Source organism: Flavobacterium ustbae (assembly GCF_003946915.1).
GTDB lineage: Bacteria > Bacteroidota > Bacteroidia > Flavobacteriales > Flavobacteriaceae > Flavobacterium > Flavobacterium ustbae.
The window spans coordinates 127592-144669 of sequence record NZ_RPOC01000009.1; the positions used below are offsets into that span (position 1 = coordinate 127592).

General features: G+C 31.2%; 15 protein-coding genes. 12 read left to right on the plus strand and 3 right to left on the minus strand.

Annotated features, from left to right (window positions below):
- Positions 1 to 3: 3 nt before the first annotated feature.
- The 10 genes from EG814_RS13140 (at position 4) to EG814_RS13185 (ending at position 12132) form a co-directional block, all read left to right on the plus strand.
- A complete protein-coding gene (locus tag EG814_RS13140) occupies positions 4 to 1437 on the plus strand; it encodes an MBOAT family O-acyltransferase (RefSeq protein WP_125722370.1) in 1434 nt (477 codons plus the stop codon).
- Positions 1437 to 2327 carry a hypothetical protein gene (locus EG814_RS13145; RefSeq protein ID WP_125722371.1) on the plus strand — a complete coding sequence of 297 codons (891 nt, stop codon included), beginning with the start codon at positions 1437 to 1439 and terminating at the stop codon, positions 2325 to 2327. Before EG814_RS13140 ends, EG814_RS13145 begins: the two co-directional genes overlap by 1 nt.
- The gene (locus EG814_RS13150; RefSeq protein WP_125722372.1) at positions 2324 to 3706 is read left to right on the plus strand and encodes an MGDG synthase family glycosyltransferase; all 1383 of its coding nucleotides are present in this window, start codon (positions 2324 to 2326) and stop codon (positions 3704 to 3706) included. The genes EG814_RS13145 and EG814_RS13150 overlap by 4 nt, the downstream gene beginning before the upstream one ends.
- Positions 3706 to 4857, plus strand: a complete 1152-nt coding sequence (locus tag EG814_RS13155; protein ID WP_125722373.1) for a glycosyltransferase family 4 protein — start codon at positions 3706 to 3708, stop codon at positions 4855 to 4857. The genes EG814_RS13150 and EG814_RS13155 overlap by 1 nt, the downstream gene beginning before the upstream one ends.
- A 64-nt stretch (positions 4858 to 4921) precedes the next feature.
- Positions 4922 to 6016 (plus strand): glycosyltransferase family 4 protein, encoded by a 1095-nt coding sequence (locus tag EG814_RS13160; protein ID WP_125722374.1) that lies wholly within the window; start codon positions 4922 to 4924, stop codon positions 6014 to 6016.
- Between the two features lie 29 nt (positions 6017 to 6045).
- On the plus strand, positions 6046 to 7140 hold the full coding sequence (locus EG814_RS13165) for a glycosyltransferase family 4 protein (protein WP_125722375.1): 1095 nt from the start codon (positions 6046 to 6048) through the stop codon (positions 7138 to 7140).
- Positions 7140 to 8258: a glycosyltransferase family 4 protein gene (locus EG814_RS13170; protein WP_125722376.1), complete on the plus strand. Its 1119-nt coding sequence runs from the start codon at positions 7140 to 7142 to the stop codon at positions 8256 to 8258. The genes EG814_RS13165 and EG814_RS13170 overlap by 1 nt, the downstream gene beginning before the upstream one ends.
- On the plus strand, positions 8255 to 9325 hold the full coding sequence (locus EG814_RS13175) for a glycosyltransferase (protein WP_125722377.1): 1071 nt from the start codon (positions 8255 to 8257) through the stop codon (positions 9323 to 9325). The genes EG814_RS13170 and EG814_RS13175 overlap by 4 nt, the downstream gene beginning before the upstream one ends.
- A 4-nt stretch (positions 9326 to 9329) precedes the next feature.
- Entirely contained in the window at positions 9330 to 10679 is a 1350-nt protein-coding gene (locus EG814_RS13180) for an O-antigen ligase family protein (RefSeq protein ID WP_125722378.1), read from the plus strand.
- 58 nt (positions 10680 to 10737) lie between these two features.
- Complete coding sequence (locus EG814_RS13185) at positions 10738 to 12132, plus strand: exopolysaccharide biosynthesis polyprenyl glycosylphosphotransferase (protein WP_125722379.1); 1395 nt, start codon at positions 10738 to 10740, stop codon at positions 12130 to 12132.
- A 4-nt stretch (positions 12133 to 12136) separates the two neighbouring features.
- On the opposite strand, the gene EG814_RS13190 is transcribed toward EG814_RS13185, so the two are convergent.
- Positions 12137 to 13273 (minus strand): lipoprotein N-acyltransferase Lnb domain-containing protein, encoded by a 1137-nt coding sequence (locus tag EG814_RS13190; protein WP_125722380.1) that lies wholly within the window; start codon positions 13271 to 13273, stop codon positions 12137 to 12139.
- 36 nt (positions 13274 to 13309) lie between these two features.
- Entirely contained in the window at positions 13310 to 14377 is a 1068-nt protein-coding gene (locus tag EG814_RS13195; protein ID WP_449404212.1) for a putative type IX sorting system protein PorV2, read from the minus strand.
- Between the two features lie 190 nt (positions 14378 to 14567).
- Between EG814_RS13195 and EG814_RS13200 the strand changes: the two genes are divergently transcribed.
- A complete protein-coding gene (locus EG814_RS13200; protein WP_125722381.1) occupies positions 14568 to 15302 on the plus strand; it encodes a CDP-alcohol phosphatidyltransferase family protein in 735 nt (244 codons plus the stop codon).
- A gap of 9 nt (positions 15303 to 15311) precedes the next feature.
- Positions 15312 to 16166: a glycoside hydrolase family 25 protein gene (locus tag EG814_RS13205; RefSeq protein WP_125722382.1), complete on the plus strand. Its 855-nt coding sequence runs from the start codon at positions 15312 to 15314 to the stop codon at positions 16164 to 16166.
- A gap of 123 nt (positions 16167 to 16289) precedes the next feature.
- Here EG814_RS13205 and lptB read toward each other — a convergent pair whose 3' ends face one another.
- Positions 16290 to 17030: an LPS export ABC transporter ATP-binding protein gene (gene lptB / locus EG814_RS13210; RefSeq protein WP_026982881.1), complete on the minus strand. Its 741-nt coding sequence runs from the start codon at positions 17028 to 17030 to the stop codon at positions 16290 to 16292.
- Positions 17031 to 17078: the final 48 nt, after the last annotated feature.

A 17078-nucleotide genomic window follows, 5' to 3' on the forward strand; every position in this document is an offset into this window, starting at 1 on the left:
TTTATGTTTTTTAATTCTATAGCATTTGCTATTTTTCTACCAATCGTTTTCTTTCTGTATTGGTTTGTTTTTAACAAAAACAAAAGCACACAAAATGCATTGCTAATTGTTGCGAGTTATTATTTTTACTCTTGTTGGGATTGGAGATTTTTATTCCTACTGGTTTTTTCGACTTTCTTAGATTATTATACTGGAATTCAAATTGAAAAAGGGAAATCTCAAAAAAGCCGAAACTTTTGGTTTTGGCTCAGCATTATAGTTAATCTAGGATTTTTAGGAGTATTTAAATATTATAATTTCTTTGCCTCTTCATTTGCTGAGCTATTCACTTCTTCAGGTTTTAAAGCAAGTCCAATTTTACTGAATGTTATTCTCCCAGTCGGAATTTCATTTTATACTTTTCACGGACTTTCATATGTAATTGATATTTATTTTAAGAGAATAAAAGCCGAATATAATTTTGTGGATTATTCCTTATTTGTAAGTTACTTTCCCCTTTTAGTAGCCGGACCAATAGAGCGCGCGACTCATTTATTGCCACAGGTAAAAGTTAAAAGAGAATTCAATTATCAAACAGGCAAAGAAGGCGTCTACCAAATTATTTGGGGATTAGTCAAAAAAGTAGTTATTGCAGATACGTGTGCGCCTTATGCAAATGCTATTTTTGATAATTATACTTCAATGAACTCATTCTCACTTATCGTGGGGGCTATTTATTTTGCTTTTCAGATTTATGGAGATTTTTCGGGATATTCAGATATTGCTTTAGGAGTTTCAAAACTATTTGGTTTGGACTTATTGCGAAACTTCAATTATCCCTATTTTTCGCGAGATATAGCTGAGTTTTGGCGCCGTTGGCATATTTCCCTTTCTTCGTGGTTTAGAGATTATTTGTATATTCCTCTGGGCGGAAGCAAAGGCGGACTTTGGATGAAAATCAGAAACACATTTATAATTTTTGTAGTTAGTGGTTTTTGGCACGGAGCAAACTGGACTTATATAGCTTGGGGATTCATAAATGCGGTTTATTTCTTGCCGTTACTTTTATCAAACAGTAATCGTAATAATATGGATGCCATTCAATTGAAACTCAATTTTGATTCGGTCAAGGTATTTGCCAGCATATTATACACATTCTTATTGACTTGTATCGCATGGGTCTTTTTTAGGGCAAGAACAATAACAGATGCGGTTTTATATCTTAAGCGAATTATAACAAGCAAGGATTTTAGTTTTCAGTATCTCGATAACGAACGTTATAGTTATGAATTGTTATTGATGATTGGCGTATTTGTTTTGATAGAGTGGAACAGTCGTTCAAAAATAGAACCCATTTCAGGAAAAATGAGCATTTTAAAAACTGCCTTAGCTATTTTAGTAATAATTGCTTTTGGAACTTTTTCAGATTATAAAGAATTTATATACTTTCAATTTTAATGAAGAAATTTTTAATCTATACAGCAACGATTGTTTTAATAACAATGCTCATAGCGTTTCTTTTAGACGGAATCTACACGTATGTCTTTATGCAATCTAACGAAAGAGGAAAAATCGAGAAAGTTTTTAATTCAAAATCGCAGCAATACGATGTTGTTATTCTAGGATCTTCAAGAGCAAATAATCATTTTGTGGCTCAAATGTTTGAAGACAAAGGATTAAAAACATTTAATTACGGAATGAGCGGAGGACATTTATTTGAAGCATCGTTGATGCTGAAATTAATGCTGGAGAGAAAATACGAAATAAAAAACATCATTCTTGAAGCCGATTTAAATCTTTCTAATGATCAAGAATCGGATGGAGTTTCTGCAAAATTTTTACCATTTATTCATAATTCTGAAGTAATAAAGCAACATTTTGCCTCGCAGAAAAATTTTAACGAGTTGTACTATATCCCATTTTATAGATACATAAAATATGATGGTAAAATTGGTTTTCGAGAAGTCTATAAAATTGCTTCAAACGAAAAAACAAATACTATAGATAATTTAGGATATTATCCGCTACAAAAACATAAAAACGGCAATATGAAAAATAATATTGTCAATTTAAATCCGTTGCCACACAATAAATATTACGAAGAAATAAAAAGCCTTTGCAAAAGTCACAACATTAATTTTATTGCAGTTATGACTCCAATGTGTGAGAATGTCGAAGGAATGAACTATTTTGATAAAGTAAAAAAAGCTTATCCGGAGATTCATAATTACGAGGGTGTAGTTGTAGAAAATAAATATTTTTCATCTTGCGGACATATGAACGATGCTGGGGCTAAAATTTTTACTACAAGAATATTAAAAGATTTTTTTTGCAAGAAAATAGAATGAAAAGAGGTAAAGTTTTATTATTGTTTCCAGACGGTGTTGGTATTAGGAATTATCTTTATTCAGATGTATTTAAAGATTTTAAAGGAGAGCTAGTTCTTTTTCATAATTTCGATTCAGAAACTATCAAGGGAATTGAAGAAAATACTTTAATTAATAAAGACATTGTAATTCCAGATTATAGAGAATCTTTTAAGGAAAAATTTCTACGCGAATTAATATGCCTTTCAAGATTGTACTATAATGATTCCAAAGTTGGTAATCCAACATTATTAACCAATTGGAATTGGAATCAAAAGTCATTTGCTAAAAAGAGTTTTTACAAATTTATTCAGTTTTTAGCTCCTCATTTTAAAAATTATTCTAGTATTTTAAAACTCGAGAAAAAATATCAAAAAGCTATTCGCCAAAATATTTTTTACAGTGAGGTTAAAGATATTTTAAGCGAAACGAAACCTTCAATTGTTTTTTGTTCACATCAAAGAGCATTAAAAGCAGCAACAGTATTTAGTGCCGCTGCTGATTTGAATATTCCGACAGCAACCGTTATTTATTCGTGGGATAATTTACCAAAAGCACGTATGGCTTTACGAGCAGACAACTATTTGGTTTGGTCAGATTACATGAAAAATGAACTGAATCTCTATTATCCAGAAATAGCTCCACAGCAAATTTATGTAACAGGAACTCCTCAGTTTGAATTTTATCAAGACTCGGATAATATAATTAATAAAGAAGTTTTTTATAAAAGATATGATTTAGATCCTAATAAAAAAATTATATGTTTCTCAGGAGATGATACTAAAACATCTCCTGATGATCCATATTATTTAAAAGATATTGCGGAGGAAATTACCAAAGCGGATTTGCAACATGAATATCAAATCTTATTAAGAAGATGTCCCGTAGATTTTTCGGGCAGATTTGATAAAGTATTAAAACAATATAAGGATTTAATCAAGGAAGCTCCCCCACTGTGGTATTTCACCAAATCAAAAGAATGGAATTTAGTATATCCATCAATTGATGATGTCAAATTATTAGTTAGTACTGCTTTTTATTCAGATATAGTAGTTAATGTTGGCTCAACAATGGCGTTCGATTTTGCGATGTTTAATAAACCGTGTATATTTATTAACTATGATCAAGAAAATAAAACAGTAAATGATTGGTCTGTAAAAACAATTTATAACTATCAACATTTTAGAAGTATGCAAGATGCAAAAGCTGTTATTTGGTTAAATAGTAAAGAGGAAATAGTTAATAAAATTACTTTGCAAAAAAAATGCAGTGAAAGTATGCTAGAATGGAAAGACCTTATATTGGAAGACTATAAGAATTCTTCCAAGAAAATTCAAAATGTTATTAATATCAATTTATAATGCACATCTGTTTCTTAACAAATGAATTTCCAAAAGAAGGATTCCCGCATGGCGGGATTGGTAGTTTTGTTAAAACACTTTCTGTTGCATTGGTCAGAAATGGAATTAAAGTTTCAGTTGTCGGAATTAATTATACTCCAGAAACAGAAACTCAAAATATTGAAGGTGTAAATGTTTATCGATTAAAACCAAATAAAACAAAAGGATTATCTTGGTATTTCAATTCTGAGGCGATCAATTCAAAACTTCGAGAAATTCACCAAGAGAATCCTATTCAGATTGTTGAATCTTCAGAACTTGGGCTTGCGTTTGTTTCTAAAATAAAAGGCATAAAATATATTATTAGACTTCACGGAGGACATCACTTTTTTGCCGAAAGTGAAAAAAGAAAGATTAATGAATGGAAGGGATTTCAGGAAAAAAGGTCATTTAAGAAAAGTGATGCGTTTATTGCTGTTTCGCATTATGTAAAAAATCATACGGAGAAATATCTAAGTTTTAATAATAAACCTATAGCTTATATAAGTAATCCTATAGATACGGAGTTTTTTAAACCCAAAGTAACCGAAAAAGAATATAAACATAGAATTGTTTTTGCTGGTACAGTTTGCGAAAAGAAAGGTGTGCGCCAATTGATTCAATCTTTTCCATATGTAAAAAAAGAATTTCCAGATGCAACTCTTGAAATTTATGGTAGAGATTGGTTTTTTCCAGATGGAAGTTCTTATATCGAGATGTTAAAAGAAGACGAAATATCGCAATTAGGTAAGCTAGGAGAAGATATTCATTTTAATGGAGCAGTTTCTTACAGCGATATTCCGAAAGTATATTCAGAAGCTTCTGTATGCGTTTTTCCGTCACATATGGAAACGCAAGGTTTGGTAGCGCCAGAAGCCATGGCCATGGAGAAAGCAGTTATTTTTACAAAATACGGCCCTGGACCTGAAGCAATCGAAGATTTTATTACGGGACTATTGTGTGATCCGCACAATCCGAAAAATATTGCAGAGAAAATTATTTGGGTATTTTCTAATAAGCAAGAAGTAAAAAAAATGTGTTGCAATGCTAGAGAATTTGTACTAAAAAAGTATAAGCTTGAAGAAATTGTCTATCAAAACATCAGTGTCTATAAAAATAAGTTTTTTAAATAATTATCATTATCTGAAATGCTTTTTTGAGAACAAAAATTAATTTTAAATAGGAAATAATCTTAAAATGAAAATCGGAATACTAGTTTATAGAATGTCAAATGTTGGAGGAGTTCAAAGAATTACAGCTGAAAAAATTAATTCATGGATTGAAATGTTTGGTTATGAAGTTGTTTTGATAACTAAAAATGAAATAGAGGGTCCTTTTTTTTACGACATAAATCCGAAATGTAAACGTTACAATCTTAGTATGCCTGCCAAATTAAGCGGAGGGGTCAAGCAATACATAAAAAACATACCTCAAGGATTTAAGTTTTTTCTTAAACTCAAAAAAATAATAGAATCAGAAAAGATTGATGTTCTATTTACAAATATGATAGGAGTAGATATGTTAGCAGTTCCTTTTGTTAAGACTGGAGTTCCCAAAATCCATGAGATTCATGGATCTGGTTTTGTGCATAATAAAAAAGCTTGGATTTGGAAAAGCCTAATTGTTAACAGATACGAAAAATTTGTAGTGCTAAATGAAAACGAAATCGATTATTATCCGCTGAATAATATCGCAGTAATACCTAATTTTATTTACAGTTCAGATTACAATTATTCTAGACAAGATAAAAAAAATATTATAATTACGGCTGGCAGAATATCAAAAGAAAAGCAGTTTGATCATTTAGTAGATATCTGGTCTATAATTGCTTCAAAATATGATCAATGGGAGGTTCATTTTTATGGAGCTGGGATAACAAAAGCTTTGGAAGAAAAGATTCATGCAATGGGTTTGCAACAAAGCTTCAAAATATTTCCATCAACAACAGAGATAATAAGTAAAATGCAAGAAGCGAGCATATTTGCCTTGGTTTCTGCTACCGAAGCTTTTCCGATGGTTTTGTTGGAAGCTATAAATGCAAAGTTACCTATTGTTTCTTATGATTCGCCACATGGACCGAAAAGCATTATAACTGATGGGAAAGATGGTTTTATTGTGCCATTGAATGATAAAACAGCTTTTGCCGAAAAATTAGAATTGCTTATTAATGATGAGTTGCTTAGAGAAAACTTTATTGAAAACCAGAAAATTAAATTGGCTGTTTTTTCCAAAAAAAGGGTTATGACTCAGTGGAACGATTTAGTTTTGGAAGTTTTGAGTAAAAAGAAATGACTTTAAAATTTTAATAAAAAATCTAAGAAGTGAGAACAATTTTAATTGCACATAATTATACCGAAAATTCTTTTGCGGCTATGAGTTATCATTTAGCTCATCATTTAGCAGATGTAGGTAATAGAGTTGTTTTTATATCGCATAGACCATTTTTTAAAGAAACTCAAATAATAAAAAAGAAAAAAGGAGAAATAATTATTTGTTCGTGGGCTACAGAAAGAAGGCCTACTTCATTTGCTGACATCTTTTGGTTTGCTAAAATTTATCTAAGATATAAACCTGAAATCGTAATTGGGCATTTTGTAGGAAATAATATTTCTATTTTGTTTTCTAAATTATTGTCAGTTGGAAAAGTAAAAACTTTGGCTTATTATCATACTTTAACAAATCAAATTTTAATAGATAGCAATAAAAAAAAAAGCATTCAAAGCTTACTGTTTTTTAGGAAGAGATTGTTCTATAAATTATTTTGCGATTTAATAGTATGTCCATCTGAATTTGCAAAAATGGATTTAAAGTCTTTTCATAACGTTAATAAAGGTATAGTTGTTCTAAATCCTATGATGGATAGATTTGTAACAAAAGATAAAAATATAGAAAACACTATTGTCATTTCATATTTAGGAAGATTAGAGAATTCTAAAGGTGTTTTAGATATGATTAACGCATTTATTGAATATAAATCTAAAAACTGTAGAAGTAAAATCGTTTTGAATATTGCTGGAAGTGGGTCTAAGTCTAAGGAAGTGGCCCAGTTAATATCTGGTTTAGAGTCAATCAGTTTTTTGGGAAATTTACCATATAATGAAATTGATGGATATTTGAATAAGAGTCATTTTGCTATAATTCCTTCAAAATTTGATGCCTTTAATATGGTAGGCATAGAAGCGATGATGAATGGTACTCCATTATTGATTTCTAATACCACAGGCTTATCTAATTATTTATTAGATGGAAGAGAGTGTTTTAAATTTGATTCAACGATAAATTCAATGATTTCACTGTTTAATCAAATAGAAAAGAAAGAATTCAATTATGAAGAAATGAGTAACAGTGCAAGAGCAACTTATTTAGAGTTATTTAGTTTGGAAAGTTATTACAAATCCATTTCAAAAATTTTATAATGAAGTTCGCCATTATCACTAATGTTATTCATATTAAAGAAGAAAACCAGTATTTCGGTTATAGTCCCTACATTCTCGAGATGAATATTTGGTTGCAATATGTCGACGAGGTAATTATAGTTGCTCCACTTTCAGAATCAAAAATTAATTCATTACAATCACCATATAAATTTCATAAAATTAATTTTTATAAAGTTCCAGATTTCAATTTTGTAAATGCAGGAAATAGTTTTAAGGCACTTTTTAAATTGCCTAGTATCTTTTGGAACATTTTTCAAGCGATGAGAAAAGCGGATCATATCCATTTAAGATGTCCAGGAAATATGGGACTGCTTGGGTGTATGGTTCAAATATTATTTCCTTCTAAGAAAAAGACAGCCAAGTATGCTGGAAATTGGGATCCAAAAAGTAAACAACCTTTGACATATCGTTTACAAAAATGGATTCTGAATAATACATTTTTATCTAGAAATATGCAGGTTCTGGTTTATGGAGAATGGGAAAATCAATCCAAAAATATTAAGCCTTTTTTTACGGCGACTTATTCTGAATATGAAAAAGAAAATCTTTCAAAAAGCTGCATAAAGTTAGAAGCGACTTTTATTTTTGTGGGAAGTTTAGTTTCTGGAAAAAATCCAATGTATGCGGTAAGAATTATTGAGCAATTAAAGAAAAATGGAAAAAATGCTTTGCTTCATATTTTCGGTGAAGGAATTGAACGAACAAATTTAGAAACTTATATAAAAAATAACCAGCTTGAAAGTTTGGTTTGCTTGCATGGTAATCAAAATAAAGAAACAGTAAAGCAATTTTACAAAGAAAGTCATTTTGTTATTTTGCCTTCTAGAAGTGAAGGTTGGCCAAAAGCTGTGGCTGAAGGAATGTTTTGGGGATGTGTTCCGATTGTGACTAAAGTTTCATGTGTTCCTTTTATGATAGATTATGGAAAAAGAGGGATTTTATTAGAAATGGAATTAGAGAAAGATTTAGCCCAAATTGATGGTGTTTTTTCTGATCAAAACTTATTTACACAAATGAGCGAACAAGCTTTAGAATGGTCACAGAACTTTACAGTCGATCAATTTGAACGTGAGATTGAAAAAATGATTGTAAAATGAGAATTCTCCAATTAATAGATTCTCTAGAGGCAGGAGGAGCCGAAAGAATAGCCATAAGTTATGCAAACGCTTTAGTAAACAAAATAGAATTTTCAGCTCTAATAGCAACCAGAAAGGAAGGTCAACTACGTAATCAATTAAATAGCAATGTTTCTTATCTATTTTTAGATAAAAAAAAGACAATTGATTTTGGCGCTATTTTTAGATTACGAAATTTCATAGTAAAAAATAAAGTTAGCATTGTCCATGCTCACAGCTCTTCTTTTTTTACTGCAGTTTTAACAAAATTGATTCTGCCAAAAATTAAGATTATTTGGCATGATCATTATGGACCGAGATCCACGCAATCAAGAAAAGAAAACCTAGCTTTAATTTTTTGCTCCTTCTTTTTTTCTTCCATTTTTGTGGTCAATATGCAATTGAAAGAGTGGAGTGAAAAAAATCTGTTGTGTAAAAAAATCTTTTTTATTCCAAATTTTGCATTGTTTAAAGACAAAATTCAAAAAGTAACAGTTTTAAAAGGAACAGAAAATAAGCGTATAGTTTTTTTAGCCAATCTTAAAAAACCTAAAAATCATATTGCTATTCTTAACGCTTTTTATGATTTGAAATTAAAAGATTTAGACTGGACTTTGCATTTAATAGGTAAAGATTATCTAGATAATTATTCTCAAATTTTAAAGGATTTTATAAAGGCAAATTCTTTAGAAAATCATATACATTTGTACGGAAATAGAAATGATATTCAATATATTTTATCGCAAGCTTCTATAGGTGTTTTGGCTTCTACAGATGAAGGGTTTCCAGTTACTCTGCTTGAATATGCTTTAGCAAGGTTGCCTGTTGCATCAACGAATGCGGGTTATTGTTCAGAAATTATTGATGATGAGGTAAGTGGGGTATTATTTGATCCTTTAAAGGAATCAGAAATTAAAAAGAAATTAACTAAGATCATAGAAAACAAACCGTTTAGAAACAGACTTGCAGAAAATTTAATGCAAAATGTTAATAAAAATTATTCAGAAGAAATGGTGATTGAAAAATTAGTAAGGTTATATAGAAAATAAAAAGATGCAAAAAAAATCATTATCATATCTAGTCCTTGTTTTGTTGCATGTAGTCATAGGGCTGGTTATTTTTGTTGCTCCTTTTTTATCTAAAATTTATGCACTCTTAATACCTGTCTTAGGTCTTTCAATTGTTATTCGAAATCAGAATAAAAATAATGAAGTAATTTTTGTATCCGCATATTTAGTAGGAGCTGAGGTTTTTCTGAGAATGACAGGGGGAAATTTTAATAACGAGTATGTAAAATTTCTCGTTATATTTTTTATGATTATAGGAATGTTCTATAGCAATTTTTCAATGAGATCATTCTTATATGTTGTTTTTTTGTTTTTATTAATTCCTGGAGCTCTAGTTGTATCTTCTGTTGAAGATGTCAATTTTGATATTAAAAAAGCGATAGTCTTTAACTTGTCGGGATCATTATGTCTAGCAATTGCCTCTATCTATATGTATAAAAAGAGATTGCTGTTTTCGCAACTACAGAATGTCTTGCTAGCACTAGGTATGCCGATTATCTCAACGGTTATATATTTGTTTTTATATAATCCTAGTGTAAAAGATGTGGTTACAGGTACTCAGTCTAATTTTGAAACTTCAGGAGGATTTGGACCTAACCAAGTATCAACGATTTTGGGACTTGGGATGTTCATTTTTTTTTCACAATTGATTCTTTTTTCAAAATCAAAGAAAGAAATAATTATAAATTTTGGAATACTTGTATTTGTAAGTTATCGTGCTATTGCAACTTTTTCACGGGGAGGTGTAATTACTGGAGTTTTAATGATTTTTTTCTTTTTTCTTATGCTTTTTTCTTTTTCAAACAATAGGGGTAAAAGGAAAATTCTTTTAGTATTTTTATTTGCAGGCATTCTTGGAGCAGGTATATTTTCATATACATCATTACAAACCAATGGAATGATTGAAAAAAGATATGCGAATCAAGATGGTAGAGGAAGAGAGAAAAAAGATCGGCTAGGGGGTAGAGAAGCTGTTATTGATACAGACTTGAAATTGTTTTTAGACAACCCTGTTTTGGGTATTGGAGTAGGGATGGGAAAAGAGAATAGAAAAGAAACTTTAGGGCAAGCTGTAGCCGCTCATAACGAAATTTCTCGTTTACTCAGTGAGCATGGTTTGTTTGGTATATTTAGTTTTCTTATTTTACTTTTAGTGCCATTCACTCTCTATATAAATAATAGACAGCACCTTTATTTTTTCTCTTTTTTTCTCTTTTGGCTTCTTACAATCAATCATGCGGCACTAAGAATTGCGGCACCTGCTTTTGTGTATGCACTATGCTTGCTGTCTATCCAAATTAAAATTCCAGAAAAAACAGAAGACGCTATTAACTAGATTCATTTTTTATAATACATTTGCCCTCAAGTTTAAGCCCCTAACAAACTGAAAAATAATGTCATCAAAAAAGAAAATGCATTTCGAAATTTCAGAAAGAAGAATATTGCTTCTTTCTTTCGATGCCGTTTTTATTTTATCTGCTTTATATTTATTAAGCTTACTATTCGACTATAATTATTTTGATTTTGATGTCAATAGCTCATTAAGCATTCTTGTACTATTAAGCTATCTTTACATTTTTGGAGTAATTTTCGAGATCTATAATTTGCAGGTTGCAAGTAACCATCTTCAGATTCTGCAGAATGTTGTTTTTACTGCTACAGCAACTGTTTTAGCTTATTTATTTACACCAATATTATCGCCAGTACTTCCAAAACAAAGGTTAATCATATTAATATTTTATTTTACAATATTAATTACACTGTTATTATGGCGTTTGTTTTACTGTTATTTTCTGGCTTCTCATCGTTTTTCGCAAAATGTGGTGTTAATTTGTAATCAAAACGAAGTTGAAGAATTAGTTTTAGGGCTCGAAAACGTTGATCCGCATTACAAAATTATTGGTTTTGTAAACTCTGACTCTGTGATAGATGAAAACTTAGATTTTCATTATGTAAACGAAGTAAAAAAGGAAGATTTAGAGCATTTTGTATCTGCACATAATGTTTCAGAAATTATTATCGCTTCACAAAAAACAGATGGTATTACTCCCGATTTATATCAGCAATTGCTTCATTTGTTAGAAACAGGAAATATTATACGTGAATACACACAAGTTTATGAAAGTAAAACACAGCGAATTCCTGTTCATTATATAGAAAGAGACTTTTATAGGTTTTTCCCTTTTAGCAGAAGCAATAACAATAAACTCTATTTGTTTTTTACCAGACTTATAGAAATCTTACTTTCAATTGTAGGTCTCTTAATTTCACTAGTTTTTATTCCAATAATTTTTCTGTGTAATATTTTCGCAAACAAAGGAAGTCTTTTTTATACGCAGGAAAGAGTAGGGAAAAACGGAGTGATTTTCGAAATTTATAAGTTTAGAACAATGACAGAGAATTCAGAAAGCAATGGTGCTGTTTTTGCTGCTCAGAATGATAAAAGAATTACTCCCTTTGGAAAATTTATGAGGAAAACTAGAATTGACGAATTTCCTCAGTTTATTAATGTTTTAAAGGGAGATATGGGCATAATCGGTCCAAGACCCGAACGTCCTTTTTTTGTTGAAGAAATTGCAGCCGTAATGCCTTTTTACGAAACGCGTCATGTAATTAAACCTGGACTTACGGGCTGGGCGCAAGTCAATTATTCGTACGGAGAATCAATAGACGAAAGTTTGATTAAACTTCAATACGATCTCTACTACATCAAACACAGAAGTGTTTTTCTTGACTTGAGTATTACTTTCAAAACCATTACTACGGTTCTATTTTACAGAGGACAATAATATTTTAGATTATAATCGGGATTGGTTTTTTGTTACGAATTGCTGTTCGTACTAAAACCACTCCGCTTGTAATGATTAATGGTAAAGTGATAAAAAAATGCGCTTTGTTAATCAAAAATAAAAAGTAAATTACTAAAAGTACAAAGTTGATTAGCGAAAATCTATAAGTCCATAATTTGTTTTTAAAGATGGAAAACAAAATTAAAACCAATAAAAGCGGACTGAATAATAGAACATTATAATTCATTGCCAATTCTTGGTGGAAGGAATAAAATCCCATTGTAACAAAAAAGATCCCCATTAATCCTAGAATTAAAAAATAAATATTGTCAACAATTTTATTTTTGGCAAAAATTACAAGCAGTAAAATAATAATATAGCTGTAAATATTATTCCACCATGATTTAGGGGTTTCTTTGGCAAATTCGATCAAAGTTTTAGTAGACGAGACCAAAGGCTGATTGTGAAATTTAATTTTCTCTACACTGTCTTTTAACTCAAATGGCAGAAAAATTCTATCTGCCGATTGATCTACTTTAGTGCCAAAAATAATGCTAGTGCCTAACTGGTCATAAAAATGTCCATTAAAGTAAGGAAACAAAACAGAGCGGTAAGAAATGGTAGTGTCGCCTTTTTTCGTAATCACATTTTCACCGATCGATTTGTTGATTACATCTACAACCATCGAAGTGCAATTTCTATCTATAAATTTGTAGGTGTAGTAGCGTTCTTCAGAAAAAAGAGCTTTGTTTAAGTTGTCAAATATTTTTTGTTTTGTAGCTAGCGGAATTTGAAGTTCTTGTTCGTAAACACTTCTTTTCTCGGTTGTATAATCATTTATAAAATCAGAAAATGGATGTGTAATGATAAAATACTGTAAATCTCCTTTTGCAAATTTTGCTACAAAATTGGGAGTTCTAAAGTCAAAAGCGCCATAATTGTAAACTAGATCAATAGCATTCACAGGGTCAGAAACTCGAACAGCGGTATGTCCAAAATAAGAATAAGTTTCGTTGCCCAATCCGCAGGTCAAAATACTTATTCTAGCATCTTTAGATAAAGCCAAACTTTGACTGAAACCAATAAAACTGGATAAGAATAGTAAAATAAAAAGTGCTTTTTTGAACATGACAGTTTTCATGATTTAAAATTTTAAATGCTTTATGGTTTTAAATTATTATCTAAAGATACCTAAATCTACTTTCAAGGAAAAAATATTAGAATACAATGCTGTGCTTTGATTTCCTAAATCGGTTAGAGCGTAATCAATTTGTATGCCTTTATACCTAAAGCCTAAACCAATATTAGGTTGAAAATTTATTTTTTCGGTATTATCCAACTGCATCACATTCTGAAAATTTCCTGCGCCAGCTCTAACGAAAACCAAATCGGTATAGCCAAATTCAAACCCTAGAGCTGGGTCTATACTTACTACTTTTGATGAAATGATATCGTTTGTCTGTTCAAAACGCATATTCAAATTTGCGGCAGTTACAAGACTGCATTCATTATGAAAATCAAATCTTTTTGAAACTCCCAATTGCGCTTTTGGCAGCGTTATTTCTGTGCTTTCTGGCAATTCATTATTCTCTCCCGGAATTGCATTGGCGATTTTTTCGTATTCTTCTTCATCAATATTCCAAACATTATAAGTTGTGGTAATATCGCGAAGCATTAAACCGAATTTCCAGTCATTTCTTTCAAACTGAAGTCCGACATCAAATCCAAATCCCCACGAATTGGCAAATTTTCCAATTACTCTTCGAATCACTTTTGCATTAACGCCATATTGAAATCCTTCGATGGGAAGTTCTCTAGCATAAGAAAATGTAAAACCATAATCTGCTGTAGAAAACAGCCTGATTCTATTGTAATCAATGTTTCCTTGACTGTCGATTAATTGCGTGGTGTCCATAATATCGTCTACTCCGAAACGAATCATCGAAATTCCCCAAGCACTTCTCTCGTCAATCGGGCTTGCGTAGCCAATATAATCGTATTGCGCAATATTGGCAAAGTAACTGGCGTGCATTAAAGAAATTTGATGATCTTCTAGATGCGTCAAGCCTGCGGGATTCCAGTAAACAGAATTTACATCAGTTGTAGAAGCAGTAACGGCACTCGCCATTCCAAGAGCGGCGGCATCGACTCCAATATTCATAAATTCATTCGAATATTTTCGAACGGTTTGTGCATACTGAAAAGTACAACTCCAAAAGAATAAAAACACTAAATATTTCTTCAACGTGTATGTTTTTGCAGATCGAGGCCTGTTTTAAATTTTTATCAAAAATATAATATTTTACTCATCTAATAAGTCCCTTTGCCTAAATATTCCGAAAGTCGAATTTAGAAATAAAAAACTATTGAAAAAACTCGTAATCCATAGAGTTATTATACTAAATTTGTTCTCTGCCATATCAAAATTTTAAGCTATGAATATCAAAAAGCACATTCCAAACCTAATTACATTAATCAATCTTTTTTGCGGTTGCGTTGCAATTGTTTATGTGTCTAAAGCTATCAACTCTTCTGACCCAACAAAATATTATGAAATGGCTTTTTATATGGTTTGCTTGGGAATCTTTTTTGATTTCTTCGATGGCTTTTTTGCCAGATTATTTAAAGTTTCAAGTCCACTTGGATTGCAGTTGGATTCTTTGGCAGATATGGTAACAAGTGGAGTAACTCCTGGATATGTTATGTACAGCATGTTTACCAATAGCGCGCATGAATTAGGAACACATTCAGCAATTCCTTTTTTAGGGTTTATCATTACTTTAGGATCGTGCTATCGTTTGGCTAATTTCAATATTGATACGCGCCAGACAGATTCTTTTATTGGACTGCCAACACCGGCAAATGCCTTATTTATTTTAAGCCTTCCTTTGGTAATTTCGTTTTCAGATTCTTTGATGATTCTGGAAATTTTAACCAACCAATGGGTTTTGTTGATTATAACATTGTGCAGTGCTTATATTTTAAATGCTGAAATTCCATTATTTTCTTTAAAAATTAAAAAGTTCAGTTTTAAAGAAAATGCACTTCAAATTGTGTTTTTGATTATTTCGGTGCTAATGGTTATTTTGCTTCAATACACTGCGATTCCGTTGATTATTACTTTTTACGTGTTGTTGTCAATTATCAATAATCTGTTTCTGAAAAAGTAATTTTGTTTAATGGCAAGAAAGACCACTTATCGTAAAACATATTCAAGAAAACCCGCTGGGAGATCTTTCTTGAGCAAAGTTTTTCGTTCAATTTTATTGATTTTTTTCGGACTTCTATTCATTGGGATCATTTATCATTATCGCAAAGGACTTGCCTATTATTTAGGTTTTAGAACAGAAAAAGTTCTAGAGGAAGATGAGGTTGATAAGCATCTTTCTGATGTACGAAATATTCGGGTTCTTGAAAATCATAAAGGAAAAGTAATAGGAATTGACGTTTCTGAATTTCAAGGTAAAGTCGACTGGGAAGAAGTCGAAATCTTGGATGAAAAATACCCTGTTCAATTTGTTTTTATTCGTGCAACAGCGGGGAATGATCGTGTTGACAGACAATTTAAAAGAAACTGGGAAGGCGCAAAAGAAAATAAAATCATGCGTGGCGCTTACCACTATTATCGTCCAAACGAAAATTCGATCGAACAAGCCGATCTTTTTATCAAAACAGTAAAACTGCAAAAAGGAGATTTGCCTCCGGTTTTAGATATCGAAAAATTGCCTAAAAATCAGTCTTTAGATAGTCTTAAAGTGGGATTAAAACGCTGGTTAAATAAAGTAGAAAAACATTATCAAGTTCGTCCGATTATTTATTCTGGAGAAAGATATTATTCGGATTTTTTGAAAGAAGAATTTAGCGATTATCTTTTCTGGATTGCCAATTATAATTTCTACAGAGAAAAAATTGAAGACGATTGGCTGTTTTGGCAGTTTACAGAAAAAGCTTCTTTACCAGGAATCGAACATCGCGTTGATGTTAATATTTATAACGGCGATTTAGAACAATTGCATTTTATAACTGTAGAGTAAGGTCAGTGGTCAGTTTTTTAGTGATCAGTTTTATTGACTGTTTGAAAGTTGACAGCATTCAGTTTTTTAATTCTCAATTAGTTTTAAACTGAATACTAAAAAACTGACCACTGCTCACTAAAATTAGAACTCTAATTTCTTCTTACGAAGCTCGAAGTTTTGTCCAAGGTAAACGCGACGAACCATTTCGTCTTCTACCAATTCTTCTGGAATTCCTGCTTTAAGGATTCCTCCTTCGAACATTAAGTAGGTTTTATCGGTAATCGCTAATGTTTCCTGAACGTTGTGATCGGTAATTAAGATTCCGATGTTTTTATTTTTTAACTGCGCCACAATTCTTTGAATATCCTCAACCGCAACAGGGTCAACTCCCGCAAAAGGCTCATCCAATAAAATAAATTTTGGATCGGTTGCCAATGCGCGCGCAATCTCTGTACGACGGCGCTCACCTCCAGAAAGTAAATCGCCTCGGTTGGTACGAATATGCTCCAAACTGAATTCTTCAATTAAACTTTCCATTTTAGCGATTTGCTCTTCTTTAGAAAGTTTAGTCAATTGCAGAACGCTTAAAATATTGTCTTCGATGCTTAATTTTCTAAAAACAGAAGCTTCTTGGGCCAAATAACCAATTCCTTGCTGTGCACGTTTGTACATTGGGTAATCGGTAATATTCAAATCGTCAAGATAAATGTTTCCTTGATTTGGTTTTACCAATCCTACAATCATGTAAAAAGACGTTGTTTTTCCAGCTCCATTTGGACCCAAAAGCCCTACGATTTCTCCTTGATTTACTTCAACAGAAATTCCTTTTACAACACTTCGTCCTTTGTATGTTTTTATTAAATTATCGGCTCTTAGCTTCATTTTTTAAGTTTAATCGTTTAATCGATAAATCGTTTATTCGTTGCAAAT